Genomic DNA, 16220 nt, shown 5'->3' on the forward strand with positions numbered 1-16220 from the left:
CGGCGGGTCCCGGGTAGCCGCCCCCATGCTCGTACAGCGGCTCGGCGCGCCGAGCGACTTCGACCCGTTGCTGGAACGCGTTCGGGACGCCCGGATCGTGATGATCGGCGAGGCGACGCACGGCAGCTACGACTACTACCGGCTGCGGGAGCAGTTGACCCGACGGCTCATCGCCGAGCAGGGCTTCGACTTCGTCGCGGTGGAGGGGGACTGGCCGGACTGCGACCGGGTGCACCGTTCGGTGGTGGGCGCGCCGGGCGGGGCGGCGGACCCGCTGACCGCGCTGGAACGGTTCGAACGCTGGCCCACCTGGATGTGGGCGAACGCCGAGGTGGCCCGGTTCTGCCGCTGGCTGCGGGCCTGGAACCTGGACCGCGCCGAGGGCGGACGCGCCGGCTTCCACGGACTCGACGTCTACTCGCTGTGGGAGTCGATGCAGGCCATCTTCGACTATCTGGGCGAGGAGGACCCGGCCTCGCTGGAGGCGGCCCAGGAGGCCTACCGCTGCTTCGAGCCCTACGGCAAGCAGGTCGAGGAGTACGGGATGGCCAGCCGGTTCGTCTCCGCCAGGTGCGAGGAGGAGGTGGTGCGGCTGTTGGCGCGTACCCGGGAACAGGCCGCCGCGGACGGCCCGGACCGCTTCGCGGCCTGGCAGAACGCGGAGGTGGTGGCCGGCGCGGAGCGCTACTACCGGGCGATGGTCGGCGGCGGACCGGAGTCCTGGAACGTCCGCGACGTGCACATGGCCGACACGCTGGACCGGTTGCTCGACCGCTACGGGCCCGACGCGCGGGGCGTCGTGTGGGCGCACAACACGCACGTCGGCGACGCGCGTGCCACCGAGATGGCGGCGGACGGCATGGTCAACATCGGGCAGCTCGCCCGGGATCGGCACGGCCGGGACGCGGTGGCGCTGATCGGCCTCGGCGGTTACCGCGGGACGGTGATCGCCGCGCCGCGCTGGGGCTCCCCGGCGGAGACGATGGTGGTGCCGCCGGCCCGGGACGGGTCGCTGGAGCACCTGTTGCACGAGCTGATGCCGGACCGGGCGGTGCTGGTCTTCGGCGGTCCGGACGAGCCGGACTGGGTGACCGGCGAGGTGGACCACCGGGCCGTCGGCGTGGTGTACGACCCGAGCTTCGAGTCGTGGGGCAACTACGTGCCGACCCGGCTGGGGGAGCGGTACGACGCGTTCCTCTGGTGCGACGAGACGACCGCCCTGCACCCGTTGCCGGCGCTGGTGACGCCCGGCGAGATGGAGACGTACCCGGCCGGGGTGTGAGGTGGGTGGTTTGGCGGGGCCCCCTGTTATGCGCCAGGCGTTAACAGGGGGCCCCGCCTTTCACTTCACCTGCGCGGGCTCGCGCGCGGCGAGGTGGGCGCGGAGGCCCTCGCCCTCCACGTCCACGTTGGGCAGGATCCTGTTCAGCCAGCGGGGCAGCCACCAGGCGGCGTTGTTCAGCAGCGACATCACCGCCGGCACGATGGTCATCCGGACCACGAACGCGTCGATGGCGACACCGATCGCGAGCGCGAAGCCCATCGACTTGATGATCGGGTCGTCCAGGAAGACGAAGCCGCCGAACACCGAGATCATGATGAGCGCCGCCGCGGTGACCACGCGGGCGCCGTGGCCCATGCCGTTGATGGTGGCCTGGCGGGCGGTGTCCCCGTGCACGAAGTCCTCCCGCATCCGGGAGACCAGGAAGACCTCGTAGTCCATGGCCAGGCCGAACAGGATGCCGATGAGCAGGATCGGCAGGAAGCTGACCAGCGGGGCCGGCGTGTCCACGCCGAGCAGGCCGGCCAGGTGGCCCTGCTGGAACACCGCGACAGTGATGCCGAACGTGGCGGCCACGGTGAGCAGGAAGCCCAGCGCGGCCTTGACCGGCACCAGAATCGACCGGAACACCAGCATCAGCAGCAGCACGGAGAGGCCGACCACCAGCAGCAGGTAGACCGGGAGCGCGTCGGACAGCTTCTCCGACACGTCGATGCCGATCGCGGTGACGCCGGTGAGCAGGACCTCGGCGTTGCCGATGCCGCCGACCTGCCGGCGGATGTCGTGCACCAGCTCCTCGGTCTTCTCGTCGGTCGGCCCGGTCTTCGGGATGACGCCGAGCAGCGCGGTGCGGCCGGACGGGTCGAGCTGCGGCGGGGCCACCGCCAGCACCCCGTCGGTCTTCTGGATCAGCGCGGCGACCTGCGGCACGGCGGCCTGGGTGGCCTGCGGCGAGTCGGCGGTGACGACGACCGCGAGCCGGCCGGTGAAGCCGGGGCCGAAGCCCTCGCGGATGAGGTCGTTGCTGACCCGGGCCGGGGTGCCCTCGGCGGCGGTGGAGGCGTCCGGCAGCGCCAGGCGCATGTCCTGGGACGGGATGGCGAGCAGGCCGAGGCCGAGCAGGCCGACCAGGATCACCGGGATGCGGAACCGGGTCACCCAGTGCGCCCAGCGGAACCCGAAGCCGGAGCGGTCCTCCGAGCCGGTGCCCGGGTCGGCGACCGCCTCCCGGTTGCGCAGCTTGCGCGGCAGCACCTTGCGGCCGGCGAAGCCGAGCAGCGCCGGGGCCAGCGTGATCGCCACCAGCACGGCCACGGTGACGGTGCCGGCGGCGGCCAGGCCCATCACGGTGAGGAACGGGATGCCCACCACGGCCAGTCCGGCCAGCGCCACCACCACCGTCGCGCCGGCGAAGACCACGGCGGAGCCGGCGGTGCCGACCGCGCGGCCGACCGCCTCCTCGGGGGAGAGCCCGTCGAGCAGGTTCTGCCGGTGCCGGGAGGTGATGAACAGCGAGTAGTCGATGCCGACCGCGAGCCCGAGCATCAGCGCCAGGATCGGCGCCGTGCTGGTCAGCTCGACCGTGCCGCTGAGCGCGAACAGGCCGGCCATGCCGACGCCGACGCCGATCAGCGCGTTCAGCATGGTCATCCCGGCCGCCACCAGGGAGCCGAACGTGATGACCAGGACGATCGCCGCGACCAGCACGCCGAGCGCCTCGGTGGAGCCGACCTCCGGCTCGCCGTTGAGCACCTCGCCGCCGGGCGCGATCTGCCAGCCCTGCGTCGCGGCCTGCTGACCGACCTTCTCGTACGCGTCGCGCTGCTCGGTGGTGACGTCGTCGGCGCGGCCGGCGAACTGCACCTGGATCAGCGCGTACCGGCCGTCCGGGGTGAGCGCCTGCGCCTGGTAGGGGTCGATCGCGCCGACCACGCCGGGCAGCGTGGCCGCCTCCTGGGTGACCTGCTTGACCACCGCCTGGCCGGCCGGCGTGGTGAGCGCGCCGTCCTGCGGCGCCTTGACCGCGATGGTGCCGGTGGCGCCGCTGGCCGCCGGGAACCGGTCGGCGAGGAGGTCGATCGCCTTCTGCGACTCGGTGCCGGGCATGGTGAAGTTGCTCGCCGTCGGGCCGCGCAGCGTGGCCGCGGCCAGACCGAGACCGACGAGTACGACGAGCCAGACGACGGCGACGAGTCGCCGCCGGCGCAGGGATGCCCGGCCGAGCCGGTACAGCAGGGTCGCCATGGACCTTCCTTCGTCCTCGGGATTGCGACAGTGGGATCAGGTGGTGGGTTCGAGCGCGCGGTGCGCCACGGCGAGCAGCGCGGGTCGCAGCTCCTCGTCGGGGATGTCCAGGAACTCGCCGCAGGTCTCGGCGATGCCGGCCAGGACGACGAGCGCCGCGATGCGGGCCGGCGGGCGGTCGGAGAAGCCGGCGAACGCGGCGATCAGCCGTTCGGAGATCTGTTGGATGTGCGCGAACGCCGGCTGCTGGAGCAGGTCGGGGAACTCGCCGCGGAGCAGCGCGATCTCCCGGCGGAACCGGACCGCCAGGTCGACGAAGCCCTCGGCGGCGACGCGTTGGGCCTCGGCGCCGGTGAGGTCGGCGAGCCGGGCGTCGAGTTGCTCCAGCACCGCGATGGCGGGCGCCATCAGCTCGCAGAGCAGGGTGTCCTTGCTGGCGAAGTGGTAGAGCACGGTGGCCTTGGAGCAGCCCACCTCGCGGGCGATGTCCTGCAGCGAGGTGCCCTTGTAACCGGTGACGGCGAACCGACGGGCCGCCGCGGAGAGCAGCTCGTCGTGGGTGGCCGGGGTAGCGCGCGCCATGCCCTCCAGCATGCCTGACCGATCGGTCAGCACCTGACCGATCGGTCAGATGGATTGCGTGGGCTTCGCCACAGACTGCTCCCGGTCGTACGCCTCCCGGGCCGCGCTGATCGCCTCGCGGTGCCGTTCCGCCCAGCGGGTGAGCGCGACGAGCGACTCGTACAGCTCGCGGGCCATCGGGGTGGCGGTGTACTCGACCTTCGGCGGCACGGTGGCGTGCACGCGCCGGACCAGCAGGCCGTCGCGCTCCAGGTTGCGCAGGGTCAGCGTGAGCATCCGCCGGCTGATCCCCTCCACCCGCCGCTCCAGCTCGGTGAAACGGACCGGCCCGGTCGAGGCGGCGATCAGGATGCCGATGCTCCACTTCCCGCCGACCCGGTCCAGCGCCTCCCGCACCGTGCAGGCCCGCGCCTGCTCCGCCGCGCCGGGCACACACCGGTCCGCCTGTTCCTCACGCACGGACTCATCGTCACAGGCCGAGGGCCCGGTGACAAAGCCCGCCGGGCGGGCGGCGCCCCGCGGCGAAACGGACGTACGGTCGGGAATCCACCGGCAGAGGGAGGGACCGTGACGTATCCGCCGCCGCGCTACACCGGGGACCGGGGCGAGAGTCGGGCCCGGCCCCGCACTTCCACGCGCCCCGGGAGGGCTACTTCGAAGGGCTGCGAGACCTCGCCGACCGCAGCGAGGAGGAACGGGCGGAGTTCTTCCTGCGACACGACACGTTCTGGGTGTGACCGCCGGTGACCGTGTCGGGGTTGCCGCGGCGCGCCGGGGCCGGGAAGGTGGGCGGATGGGCGCCGCTGACGAGACCCGGGACGGGGTTCCGCTGACCAACCTGGACCAGCCGCTGTTCGACGGCGCCGGCGCGACCAAACGCGACCTGGTCGACTACCTCGACGCGGTGCACGGCCGGATCCTGCCGGAGCTGCGCGACCGGCCGCTGTCGGTGCTGCGGGTCCGGCCCGGCCAGGAGCCGTTCATGCAGAAGAACCTGCCGAAGTACACGCCGGACTGGGTGCGCCGCACCGAGGTCTGGGCGGAGGCGTCGCACCGGCGCATCTCGTACGCGCTCTGCGACGACCGGCGGACGCTGCTCTGGTTCGCCAACCAGCGGGCGGTGGAGTATCACGCCACACTGGCCCGCGCCGGGCAGCCGGAACACCCGACCCACCTGGTGCTCGACCTGGACCCGCCGGAAGGCGACTCGTTCGGCGCGGCGGTGCGCGTGGCGCTGCTGGTGCGGCAGGCGCTCACCGACGCCGGGCTGGCCGGCGCGGTCAAGACCAGCGGGGCGAAGGGCCTGCACGTGATCGTGCCGGTGGCGTCGCCGACCACGGCCGAGGAGGCCGCCGCCGCGACCCGGGCGCTCGCGGCCCGCGCCGAACGGCTCGACCCGGCGCTGGCCACCACCGCGTTCATCGTGGCCGACCGGGGCGGCCGGGTCTTCGTCGACTCCACCCGGGCGTACGGGGCGACGGTGGTGGCCGCGTACAGCCCCCGGATCAGGCCCGGCACGCCGGTGTCGTACCCGGTCGGCTGGGCCGACCTGGAGTCGGCGACCCCGGCCGACTTCACCGTGCGGACCGTGCCCGCGCTGCTGGGGGAGCGGGACCCGTGGGCGGAGGCGCTGCCCGATCCGCAGTCGCTGCCGGCGGAGCTGGTCGAGGAGGGCCGCGGCATCCCGGTGGCCCGGGTGCAGGCGATGCACGAGGGCAAGCGGCGGGCGAGGGCGCGTCGCGAGGCCGGCTGAGCCGACGCGAAAGCCCGGGCACGAGCCGCACACCGATGAGGTTTCCGCGCAGCTCCCGTCTGGATGTATGAGACGACCGACGAGAGGCTGGCATGATGCGGAAACTGACCTTTGCCATGAATGTGACCTTGGACGGCTACATCGCCGCGCCCGGCGACGACCTCGGCTGGAGTGGGGGTGAGGGTGAGGGACCGGACTCGTCGTCGAGCGACGAGCTGTTCCAGTGGTGGTCCGACCGGGTGGCCGCGACGGGCCTGGCGCTGTATGGGCGCAAGGTGTGGGAGGCGATGAGTTCCTGGCCGACCGCCGACCAGCGGCCCGACGCGACCCGGGCGGAGGTCGAGTTCGCCCGCCGCTGGCGGGACATGCCGAAGGTGGTCTTCTCCTCGACGGTCGACAAGGTCGACTGGAACACCCGCCTGGTGACCGGCGACGCGGTCGCCGAGATCACCCGGCTCAAGGCCGAGGACGGCGGCTCGATGGACATCGTCGGCGCCACGCTCGCCGGGGCGGCCATGCGCGCCGGGCTGATCGACGAGTACGTGCTGGTCACCCACCCGGTGCTGGTGGGCGGCGGCACACCGTTCTTCGCGGCCCTGGACGGCTGGGTGAACCTGAACCTGGTGGAGACGCGGACGTTTCCCGGCGGCATGTTGCTGGCCCGATACGAGACGAGGCGATGAGCGCGGGCCGGATGCTCGGCTCGTGCGGCCAGGTCGAAACTCTTCCTGACGTTCTTCGGGCATCGAGCTGCCCCCGCCGGCAGCCCGGCGGGGGCAGGTCTGATCACAGTGTCGGAGGCAGGTCCAGCCATGGTTTGTCGGTGGCGTCGAATCCGGTGAGTTCGGCGATCTTCCCGTCGACGACGTGCAGGACCGCGATGGTGAACAACCGGTGCTCCGGGTGGTCGGGGGCGCGGAGGTACAGCGCGGCGGCGGGCATGCGGTTGACCGTCGTGGCGATAGCGCGCCAGTCGTCGTAGCCGGGCTCGAAGAGCCCGTTGGAGGCCCAGCCGTCCACCGCGTCCCTGGCCGTGACGGCCGAGGTGCCCGCCTCGGGCAGCATCACGAAGCGCAGGTCGTCGCGGAGCAGGGACATCAGCCCGTCGAGGTCGTTGCGCTCATGGGCGTCGATGTAAGACTTCACCACGCCGCGCTCGTCGTTCGACAGCTCGTGGGCGGCCGGGCTCCGCCAGTCGAGGCGGCGGCCCGGCAGTTGCTCGCGCATCGTCACGCGCGCCCGCTGCAGCGCGCTGGTCACCGATGCGATGGTCAGATCGAGTGCGTCGGCGGCCTTCGACGCCGGCCAGCCGACGACGTCGCGCAGGATGAACACCGCCCGCTGCCGCGGCGGCAGGTGCTGGACGGCGACGATGAACGCCAGCTCGATGGTCTCCCGCGCCACCACCGATTCCTGCGGGTCCTCGGGGAGCATCCGGTCGGGGTACGGCTGCAGATACAGCACCTCGGAGCAGCCCGGCAGCCCGGACGGTACGGGTGTGCGGTCATTGCGCTTCGCCAGGAAGTCAAGGCAGACGTTCGTCGCGATCCGGTACAGCCAGGTCCGCAGCGCGGCGTGGCCCCTGAACGACTCCCGCTTGTTCCACGCTCGCAGGAACGTCTCCTGCGTCATGTCCTGGGCGTCCTGGTAGTTCGCAAGCATCCGGTAGCAGTGCACCTGCAGCTCACGCCGGTGGCGCTCCGTGATGAGCGCGAACCGCGCCGGATCGCCCGAGCGGGCCAACGCGATGAACGAGGCCTCGTCAGTGCCCAGCGGTCTCACGTCGGTCATGGTCACCAATCCTTCCACCGGTGCGAGGGAGCTACCGGAACCGACGACCCGACGGAAGAATTCTGATCGGTGACGCCGTGGCGACAGGAGTGATCCGAAGCCTGGGCGGGCTGCGGTCGTACCGCCGGTCAACGCGAGGATGCCCCCGGCCGCTGGGCCGGGGGCATCCTCGAACGTCTACTCGAACGCGAATCTGGCTTCCACGATCAGTGATCGGACCGTCGGGACTCGCGTTTGCAGTTTTGTGATGTGCCCCCGGCAGGATTCGAACCTGCGCCCCCGCCTCCGGAGGGTGACGTCCCACCTCGCGTAGAGCGGTCGTTGAGCTGGGTGGACGCCATCCGGGCTCGATGAGCGTGAGCTACTTGGGCACATATTAGGCACAGGTGCAGGTACGGCGGGCCGTGCTGGGTCGCGCTAGGGGGAGGGCTTGAGAGGAAGGTTTGGTAAGTCTGTCGACGTCCGTCACTTCAGGCGCTCGTTTGCGCGCTACCTTGACGGCTTGCCATCGTGGCGACTCGCCGTTGTCAGACGCGGGCCCCAGGGTCGTCAGACGCTTCGCCCAGCATCAAGACGAGCGCCTGTTGCCGTCCTGCAAAGAATTGCCACAGACTGCGATATTGACAAATGTGCATTAGGATGTTAGCTGCTCCATCGACTTGAATAGTCCTTCAAATCGGTTCTGTGTGGCGGTCCTTTTTCAGGCGGTTTAGGGAATTTATTCCATTCATAACTTGCGCCTGAATTGTCGCCCAAATTCATGGCGCAAGCGCCCCCTCGCGGACCGAGGTAAGAGGTAGGATGATGCGGAGCGATTCAACTATTCACACCCCGGGGAGTAGCTTTGCGAAGACGAGCAGTGGCCATCGCCGCCACGATCACTACCGCCGCCTCACTGGCGATGGCCAGCCCAGCCTTGGCTGATTTCACGACTAATATGAAAAATGCTAACGGCAAGTGCTTAAGCCTCTCCGGTGGCGTCTTCGCGAACAATACCAAAGCAGTTCAATGGACTTGCGGTGGCGGCTTGGACCAGTTATGGAGCGATATTGACGAAGGCAATCCCAATGATGGCCTATACTATGAACTGAACCCTAGCTTCTATCCCACTAAGTGCCTTGGGGTGGCGGCGGACTCCACGGCCACAAACGCACAAATTGTCATTTATGACTGCATTGGAGTGTCCAACCAGCGCTGGAGGAAGGAGAGCACGAGCCGGCCGGGTTATTACAGGTACAAGAACCTGAGGTCAGGCTACTACCTTTCGGTTTCGGGCGGGAATACTGGGACCAATGTTAGCATTGTGCAATGGCCGTGGAATGGCGGAAACGACCAGCACTGGAAATACCTTTCCTGAGAGTCGACAGTAGTTCTACCCCTGCATGTTCTGGCGACATCCTCGGGTTTCGGCCTGTCGATCTTGAGGCGGCCATCGCGTGTTTTCATGGGTTCCGGCGGATAGCCGGAAGGCACGCGGTGGCCGTTCGCCAATATGTGACGGAGGGCCTTGCGCCATAGAAGGCGCAAGGCCTCGTTTTCTGTTGCGGCAACACGCATAAGACGTGGGATTATCTAGTAGGCCATGCATTCCATGCGTCCGAAAGGATGTCGGTGAGCTTGGACCTTGTGGGGGCCCATCGAAGGAGGGCTTGAGCGCGGCTGATGTTTGCGATCAGGTTTGGCGGCTCCGGCTTGGGTGGCTGGCGATGGACGGTTACCGGATGGCCGGTGATCTGCTCGGCGGTGGCTACCACGGCGGCCATGCGCGTTCCAGTGCCGGAGCCGAGGTTGATGGTCGAGCAGGCGCCGGGGGCGCAGGCGGCGAGGCTTTGCCGGATGGCAGTAGCGACGTCGGCGACGTGGACGAAGTCTCGGACTGCCAATCCATCGCCGTTGAGGGTGACGTGGTCGAGCTGGCCGGTGATCGCACGGAAGATGTTCGGGATGATCCGTGTTCGGTCGGTGTCGGTGACCCCGTCGACGGCTCCGGCGATGTTGAAGGGGCGCACGATGATTGCCCCGATTGCCCCGGTCGCCGCATAGGCAGCGACCATGTTCTCAGCGGCGACCTTCGAAGCCGCGTATGGGTTCTCGGGGTGCGGGGGGAGGTCTTCGGAGAGCGCGCCGTGGTGCTGCGACCCGTAGACGATATTGGTGGAGGCGAAGACCATGGCTGGTGGAGCGGCGGTCGTCCGCTCCGCGTCAAGAGCCATGAGTAGGTTCAGGGTGCCTATCTCGTTGACGTCGAAGTAGCTCAGCGGGTCGGCGAACGAGTCCCGGCCGCTGGTCAACGCGGCCAGGTGGACGACTCCGTCATAGCCGCCTTCCTCGACGATCTGGGCGACCCGTGCGCGGTCTCGGATGTCTCCCGTCACGATCGTGACGTCTCGGGGCGGGTGGCGGTCACCGCGGCCCCGGCTGATGACGGTGACCCGGTGCCCGCTGGCGAGCAGATCGCGGGTGACGGCGCGGCCGAGAAATCCCAGTCCACCGGTTACGAGTACGTGCACCTCAGCCTCTCCCCAGGATCGTGCGGCGGTGCTCCCACGCGAGCTGGATGCAGCCGGCCGCCGCCGGAGCCAGCCGCCCGCTGGCGGTCAGTTCATCGATGGTGTGACGGGTGAATGGCAGTGCCGACGTGGGCCGCACCCGCCCCGTCTTCACCACGGTCCCCTCATCGTTGGCGCTGACCATGTCGGCGAATAGGCGGTCATAGGTGGGGCCATCGAACACCGCCACGGTCAAGATTTCGCCCCAGAGCGTGAGCGCGTCGAGCGCGGCGCCCAGGCAGAAGACTCGTATCCCACCCGCCGCGTAGGCGCTTTGGAAGGATGCCAGCGGCTCGGCGGTGTAGTCCGCCGGCTCACCGTCGCCGCCGTGCTCGGCCGTGCCGAGAAATTCCTCGCTGTACTCCCGCATCATGTTGCGCCACAGATCGAAGTCCGCCGCCAGGGCGGCAGGCAGGACGCTCGACGGTTGGAAGACACCCGCCGGCATGATGTGCAGCATTCCCCCGGCCACGGCTACATTGCCGGCCGCCCGGTTGTGCAGCACGAAGGACACTCCATCGTCGTCCACTCGCAGGGTGAGCGTGTCGGTTGACGGTGCTGTCGGCCGCCGGCTCGGTGCGAACGGGTCACCGACAAGCCGCCGAAAACTCAGGTTCCGCCAGGATGCCGGCAGGATGCCGCTCCCGTCGCCGGCAACGTGGTACATCGCCATCTCGTGCGCGAGTGCTTCCGAGACATCGACGCCCCCGAAGTATGTGCCGGTAGTGAAGGTGAGTGCTCGGTCGGGCTGGCTCCAGTCGACTCCCGCGAGGTGCCAGGCGAGCCGGTTCTCAAAGAGCCGGGGCTGTTCGACGTCGCGCAGAGCGAGGCTGTAGCGCTGGTGGCGCCGTCCGTCCGACGCCAACGGTCGTACGCAGGCTGATGCGTCTTCGGTACCGGTGACGACGGGGGCGGTTCCTTCCGGCGCCAGACCGATGCCGAACTGCGTCAACTCGATGGGGGTCAACGGCCTCCATTCCGGTGGCGCGATCAGGCCAGTGTCGCCTACGCGATCCTTCGCGTCGTAGAGCCGCGCTGCCTCCCGCGCGAGCTGCACCCGATGGATGTTCAACTTCCGGCGGACAGCCCGCCACTCTTCCTGGCTTTCCTCGGCGTGCGGGTGAGGCTCGGGTCCCTGGTGGATCGTGAAACCTCCGGAGTCGTTCTCGGGACTGTCGCGTTGCTGCGGCGTGACGCGCTGCCGGGTCAGGCCGAGATCCTGCACCGATACGCCGAAGTGCTCGGCGAGAAGCTGCCGGTAGAGCGCTGACGGGAACGTGATTCCCCGCTCCCACCTGCTCACCTGGTTGGCGGTGATGGCCAGCCGCTTCCCGCGCCCCGCCCCAAGGCGATTCAGCCCGTCCGCCACGTCTTGCTGAGTCTCACCCGCCGCGTCGCGGAGGTTGTAGAGCGTGAAATTCGGGGTGGCATCTCTGGCACGAGCAGGCACGGGCGGCCCTCCTTTGCTGGCGTAGGCGCCGGGAGATGCGCACCACCCGTGCCTAGTTGATGCCTAGTGAACGGCGCTTACTCGCCTTTTGAACGGCGTTCGGATGCGCGCCTGGAGCTGGTGTCCTTATCGCCATGACCGACATCCACCGCGATTCGCTCGACCGCATCCGCGAGCCGCCGCACCTCGGCGTGGAGCTGATCCAGCCGCGCGAGTACCAACGAGGAACTGTCCACCCGTCCTGCCTTCCCGCTGCCGCCCGGGGGAGTGCCCCCGGTCAGCACGGCACGGAGGTAGTCGTCCGGCCAGCCAAGAGCCTGAGAGATCGCGGCGAGCGTGCGAGCAGACCGCTTCCGAGTCGCGGTCGCGTATTGCAGCTCACGCAGGGTTGCAACCGAAACCTTCGATCGCTCGGCCAACTCCTGTTGGGTCATCGGCAACTCGGTCATCCGGCTGTTCATGGCACTGGCTACCGCCTGCCAATCCTCCACCGACTGCCTCCCTGTCTGACTGCCTGATCCGCTGATCCTAGTTCCTCCACCCTCGTTGACACCGCACAACATCAGCGCTAATTTTAGCGCTGAAATCAGCTACACCGCCGGTTGGTGTCGGGGAAGGCAGCGCTTCGCGGCGCTGCGCGCCTACGAGCCACCCGCGCACTTGGTCATTGAGAACTGAACAGCAGAAGCGCCGCGTGGATCCGTCTGCGGCATCCCTGCCTTGAGCCATACGTGGCCGACCTCGGTGACTTCCCGAGCGAGCGGGGCGAGCGGGCCGGATCTCGGCACGCGGCTTCGGCTTCTGCAACTTGCACAAACGTCCCGGATGTGGCCGCCCGGCTGACGCACAAACACGGCAACCACATCCCCCTACTTCAACAACTTCTCCGGAGGTTTCCTGTGAGGAAGCACTTTGTCGCCGTGGCCACCGTGCCGACCGCCGCCGACCTGGCCGCGATCGACACGGAGTGGCCGCTGATCGCCGCCGAGCTGGACGTGCTCGACGCCGAGATCACGATGCTCTACGCCGAGGACCACGGCGGACCCTCGCCGCTGGACTGGCGGCGGCTGCGCCGGGCCGAGGCCCGCGTCACCCGCGCCGCCGCCGACCTGATCGCCCGCACCGACCCGCACCGCGCGGCCTGATGTCCCGAATCCGCGCCACCTACTGGGATCCGGACGGGGCGCGGTACGGCATCCCCACCTACTGGTGGCGCGGCGCCCCGCCCGGCTACGCCACCCGCCGCCAACTGACCGCCGCCGGCCTACGCCCCGGCGGGCAGCCGATCGCCGCCCAGGTGCTCTGGCGCGGCGTCGGCGGCACCCGCACCGCCTACCTGTACCGGCTGGACCTGGCCCGACCGAAGCGCACCGCCACCCCCGCCCAGCGCGCCGCCATCGGCAAGGCGCTGACCGCCCGCCGTACCTGCCCGACCTGCGCCACGGTGCGGCCCTACTTCATCCCGCGCTCGCTGGGCGAATGCCTCGCGTGCGCCTACCCCCTGGAGGACGCAGCATGACCGCCCCGACCATCAACGGCACCAAGTACCCCCAGTCCATCGACGACCTGATGCCGTCCGCCCGGAAGTTGGCCGCCAAGCTCGACGCGATCCCGTCGCGGAACAAGCTGATGAGTGAGTTCCGCATCGGCGCACCGAAGGCGACCGACCTGCGCTCACGGCTGATGGAGGAAGACCTCCGCCGTCAGCTCGCCGACCAGTTCGGCTACACCCCGCCGGAGCGGGCCGACGAGGCTGCGGCGGTCGTGTTCGACCACGCCGAGCCGATCGGTCCGGACCCGCTGCCGGCCCCGGTGGTCGAGCCGGACCCGGCAACCGACCGGGCCGAAGAGCTGCGCACGGCGATGATCCTGCGTGGAGCACTCCTGACGCCCCGCACGGACCCGGCGGACACCCGCCCGCCGCCGACCACCGAGCCGGACCCGGCGCCCGCACCGGAGATTACCCCGACCGCGCCGCCGGCCCAGCCCACCACGGTCGGTCACCCGGACACGCCCACGTCGCCGACGCCCGCCCGCCGGGCGGTGGCGTGGCCGGTGGTGCTGCTGGCCCTGCCGGCGTTCGTCGCGATCTGGTCCGGGTGGGTCGGCCTCGGCGGACTCACCGGGTTCGGCATCGTGCACCCGCTGCCGGGCATCTGGGACAGCTTCTCCATCAACTCCGCGATCACCCTCCCGATCGGGGTCGAGACGTACGGCGCGTACGCGCTCTACGTGTGGCTCTCCGGGCGGGTGCCCGCCCCGGCGCTGCGCTTCGCGAAGTGGTCCGCCCTCGGCTCCCTCGCGGTCGGCGCGCTCGGCCAGGTCGCCTACCACCTGTTGGAAGCCGCCGGCGTGACCTCGGCCCCGTGGTGGATCACCACCGCTGTGGCGTGCCTGCCGGTCGCGGTGCTCGGCATGGGCGCCGCGCTGGCGCACCTCGTGCGAGAGGGCCGCTGACATGGGCAAGCGCAAGGCCACCGAGCAGGACATGGCGAACATCGTCGCGGAATGGGCCGTACGGCAGATCCACAACACCGACGCATCGCGCGCCGCGTTCCGGAACCTCTCGCCCGAAGTGCAAGGCCAGATCCACGGATGGGCCGCCGACGAGCGGCAGCGCCGCGCGGACGGCATCACCCTCACCGACTGATTTCGCCCGGCGGCACGGCCCCTGGCTACCAACCTGCGCCGTGCCGCCGGCCCCCCTGCCGATCTCCTGACCGTTGGAGGAACCCCCATCATGACTGCCCCCGATGACGACCGCTTCGACTGGCACGCCGCAGAAGCAGACCTGACCGACCCGAGGACCGCCGGCCCGGACGCCGAGGTGGTCGACCTGGACGACGCCCGCGCCCGCCGCACGCCCCGGCCCCGCCCGCCGGCCGACAACGACGACGACGCCCAGGGCGACGGCGAGCAGGACGGCGACGCCGAGAGCGTGGACGACGGCCCCGACCGCGACGGCGGACCGGTCGACACCGCCGAGGACATCCCCCGGGAGGTGCTGGCCCGGCAGCGGGACCGCCGGCCGATCCTGGCCGACTGGGCACGTTCCTGGCGTGCCCTACGCGCCGCCGCCCGGCATCAGCTCAAGGACGCCGGCTACGTCACCGCCTACCACGCGGTGCGCCTGCCGAAATACGCGGCGAAGACCGCCGTCTACGCGCCGTTGGGCCTGTTCCGCGGCTTCGGCCGGGCGCTGCACTGAGCCAGCGCCGAGGAAGGCAACTGGCACCTGCGGCAGGCCGCCGCGAACAAGGGCGACGCCGACACGTGGATGAAGCTCGACGCCCGCCGGCAGCGCCAAACCGTCTGGCGGTGGTGGGTCCTCGCCGCCTCGGCCGGCGCGATGGCGGCCGGCGCGATCGTGCTGGCCCTCGGCCCGTCGTGGTGGCGCTACGCCGCTCTGGCGGCGGTGGTGCCGCTGCTGGCCACGCTCGGACGGCCGGCGGACAAGCCGCTGACCGACCGGGTGACCGAGGGCGCCCGCTACCGCAAGCTCACCGCCGACCTCGTGCGCCGGGCGCTCACCTCGCTGCAACTGCCGGCCATCAACTCGGCGGTCGCCAAGGATCCGAAGGCGATCAGCTTCCCGGTGGACATCCACCGCGACGGCCCCGGACACCTGGCCGTGGTCGACCTGCCCTACGGGGTGGAGGCGTCCGAGGTGGTCGCGCGCCGGGGCAAGCTCGCCTCGGCGATGCGCCTCCCGCTGGATCAGGTGTGGCCGGAACCGGCCGCCGGGCACACGGGCCGGCTGGCGCTGTGGGTCGGCTACGAACCGGCGTCGCAGATGAAGCAACCGCCGTGGCCGCTGCTGTCCGCTGGCGCGAAGGCGGACGTGTTCAAGGCGTTCCCGTTCGCCACCACCCCTCGCCTCGACACCGTGGCGGTGGACCTGATGTTCCGCAACTTCCTCTTCGGCGGACAGCCGGGCAGCGGGAAGACGTTCGCGTTGCGGGATCTGATCCTGGCCTCCGCCCTCGACGCCCGCGCCGAGATCCGAGGCTACGAGTTGAAGGGTGTCGGGGACTTCGCCGTGCTGGAGCCGGTGATGGCGGAGTACGGCAACGGCTTCGATGACGACACCCTCGCGCGCTGCTTCGCGTTCATCGAGTGGCTGTATGAGGAGTGCCGCCGCCGCTCGAAGCGCATCGAGCACTACGCCCGGTTGGGCAAGGCCCCGGAGAACAAGGTGACGCCCGAGCTGGCGTCGCTCAAGGGGTCCGGGCTTCACCCGCTGGTCGCGTGGTTCGATGAGCTGCAAGAGCTGATGACCAGCAAGTACGGCAAGGACGCCGGGGAACTCCTGGAAAAGGTCATCAAGCTCGGCCGGGCGCTGGGCGTGATCATCATGATCGGCACGCAGATCCCCGACAAGGACAGCCTGCCCACCGGCATCACCCGCAACGTCAACAGCCGCTTCTGCCTCAGCGTCGCCGACCAGACCGCGAACGACATGATCCTCGGGACCTCGGCCTACAAGAACGGCTACCGGGCGACGGTGTTTCAGCCGGTGATCGAGGCCGGGTGGGGCATCCTGCGCGGGTTCGGGCCGAAGGCGTCGGC

Annotated in this window: 15 protein-coding genes and 1 pseudogene; 9 read left to right on the plus strand and 7 right to left on the minus strand. The window is 70.0% G+C overall.

Translation table 11 applies throughout. From position 1 onward, the window contains the following. Window positions 1-25: 25 nt before the first annotated feature. Window positions 26-1282, plus strand: coding sequence for an erythromycin esterase family protein (locus ACIA5A_RS03005; RefSeq protein WP_396755779.1), 1257 nt, complete (start codon window positions 26-28; stop codon window positions 1280-1282). A gap of 60 nt (window positions 1283-1342) precedes the next feature. Here ACIA5A_RS03005 and ACIA5A_RS03010 read toward each other — a convergent pair whose 3' ends face one another. Genes ACIA5A_RS03010 through ACIA5A_RS03020 form a run of 3 tightly spaced genes read right to left on the minus strand, consistent with a single transcriptional unit; the run spans window position 1343 to window position 4567 of the window. Then, window positions 1343-3526 (minus strand): MMPL family transporter, encoded by a 2184-nt coding sequence (locus ACIA5A_RS03010; protein WP_396755781.1) that lies wholly within the window; start codon window positions 3524-3526, stop codon window positions 1343-1345. Between the two features lie 36 nt (window positions 3527-3562). Further along, window positions 3563-4108 (minus strand): TetR/AcrR family transcriptional regulator, encoded by a 546-nt coding sequence (locus tag ACIA5A_RS03015; protein ID WP_396755783.1) that lies wholly within the window; start codon window positions 4106-4108, stop codon window positions 3563-3565. 45 nt (window positions 4109-4153) lie between these two features. After that, on the minus strand, window positions 4154-4567 hold the full coding sequence (locus tag ACIA5A_RS03020; RefSeq protein ID WP_396755785.1) for a winged helix-turn-helix transcriptional regulator: 414 nt from the start codon (window positions 4565-4567) through the stop codon (window positions 4154-4156). Window positions 4568-4901: 334 nt separating this feature from the next. Here ACIA5A_RS03020 and ligD point away from each other — a divergent pair, with 334 nt between their 5' ends. Both ligD and ACIA5A_RS03030 read left to right on the plus strand, forming a co-directional pair. Then, on the plus strand, window positions 4902-5861 hold the full coding sequence (gene ligD, locus ACIA5A_RS03025; RefSeq protein ID WP_396755787.1) for a non-homologous end-joining DNA ligase: 960 nt from the start codon (window positions 4902-4904) through the stop codon (window positions 5859-5861). A gap of 116 nt (window positions 5862-5977) precedes the next feature. Then, on the plus strand, window positions 5978-6544 hold the full coding sequence (locus tag ACIA5A_RS03030) for a dihydrofolate reductase family protein (protein WP_396755789.1): 567 nt from the start codon (window positions 5978-5980) through the stop codon (window positions 6542-6544). 103 nt (window positions 6545-6647) lie between these two features. Here ACIA5A_RS03030 and ACIA5A_RS03035 read toward each other — a convergent pair whose 3' ends face one another. Then, window positions 6648-7652 (minus strand): RNA polymerase subunit sigma-70, encoded by a 1005-nt coding sequence (locus ACIA5A_RS03035; protein ID WP_396755791.1) that lies wholly within the window; start codon window positions 7650-7652, stop codon window positions 6648-6650. A gap of 859 nt (window positions 7653-8511) precedes the next feature. Here ACIA5A_RS03035 and ACIA5A_RS03040 point away from each other — a divergent pair. Beyond that, on the plus strand, window positions 8512-9009 hold the full coding sequence (locus ACIA5A_RS03040) for an RICIN domain-containing protein (protein ID WP_396755793.1): 498 nt from the start codon (window positions 8512-8514) through the stop codon (window positions 9007-9009). A 211-nt stretch (window positions 9010-9220) separates the two neighbouring features. Here the strand turns inward: ACIA5A_RS03040 and ACIA5A_RS03045 are convergent, their stop codons facing one another. The 3 genes from ACIA5A_RS03045 to ACIA5A_RS03055 form a co-directional block, all read right to left on the minus strand. Continuing rightward, window positions 9221-10162 (minus strand): NAD-dependent epimerase/dehydratase family protein, encoded by a 942-nt coding sequence (locus ACIA5A_RS03045; protein ID WP_396755795.1) that lies wholly within the window; start codon window positions 10160-10162, stop codon window positions 9221-9223. Between the two features lies 1 nt (window position 10163). Further along, on the minus strand, window positions 10164-11651 hold the full coding sequence (locus ACIA5A_RS03050; RefSeq protein WP_396755797.1) for a helix-turn-helix domain-containing protein: 1488 nt from the start codon (window positions 11649-11651) through the stop codon (window positions 10164-10166). A 77-nt stretch (window positions 11652-11728) separates the two neighbouring features. Continuing rightward, entirely contained in the window at window positions 11729-12142 is a 414-nt protein-coding gene (locus ACIA5A_RS03055) for a hypothetical protein (RefSeq protein ID WP_396755799.1), read from the minus strand. A 408-nt stretch (window positions 12143-12550) separates the two neighbouring features. Here ACIA5A_RS03055 and ACIA5A_RS03060 point away from each other — a divergent pair, with 408 nt between their 5' ends. The 5 genes and pseudogenes from ACIA5A_RS03060 to ACIA5A_RS03080 all read left to right on the plus strand — a co-directional run. After that, window positions 12551-12796: a DUF6284 family protein gene (locus tag ACIA5A_RS03060; RefSeq protein ID WP_396755801.1), complete on the plus strand. Its 246-nt coding sequence runs from the start codon at window positions 12551-12553 to the stop codon at window positions 12794-12796. Beyond that, complete coding sequence (locus ACIA5A_RS03065) at window positions 12796-13170, plus strand: RRQRL motif-containing zinc-binding protein (protein ID WP_396755803.1); 375 nt, start codon at window positions 12796-12798, stop codon at window positions 13168-13170. The genes ACIA5A_RS03060 and ACIA5A_RS03065 overlap by 1 nt, the downstream gene beginning before the upstream one ends. Beyond that, complete coding sequence (locus ACIA5A_RS03070; RefSeq protein ID WP_396755805.1) at window positions 13167-14108, plus strand: ABC transporter permease; 942 nt, start codon at window positions 13167-13169, stop codon at window positions 14106-14108. The genes ACIA5A_RS03065 and ACIA5A_RS03070 overlap by 4 nt, the downstream gene beginning before the upstream one ends. Before the next feature lies 1 nt (window position 14109). Continuing rightward, on the plus strand, window positions 14110-14301 hold the full coding sequence (locus ACIA5A_RS03075; protein ID WP_396755807.1) for a hypothetical protein: 192 nt from the start codon (window positions 14110-14112) through the stop codon (window positions 14299-14301). 90 nt (window positions 14302-14391) lie between these two features. Next, window positions 14392-16220, plus strand: a pseudogene (locus ACIA5A_RS03080) (cell division protein FtsK); the annotation flags it as partial.

The sequence above is a fragment of the Micromonospora sp. NPDC051300 genome, from assembly GCF_044455315.1.
Lineage (GTDB): Bacteria > Actinomycetota > Actinomycetes > Mycobacteriales > Micromonosporaceae > Micromonospora > Micromonospora robiginosa.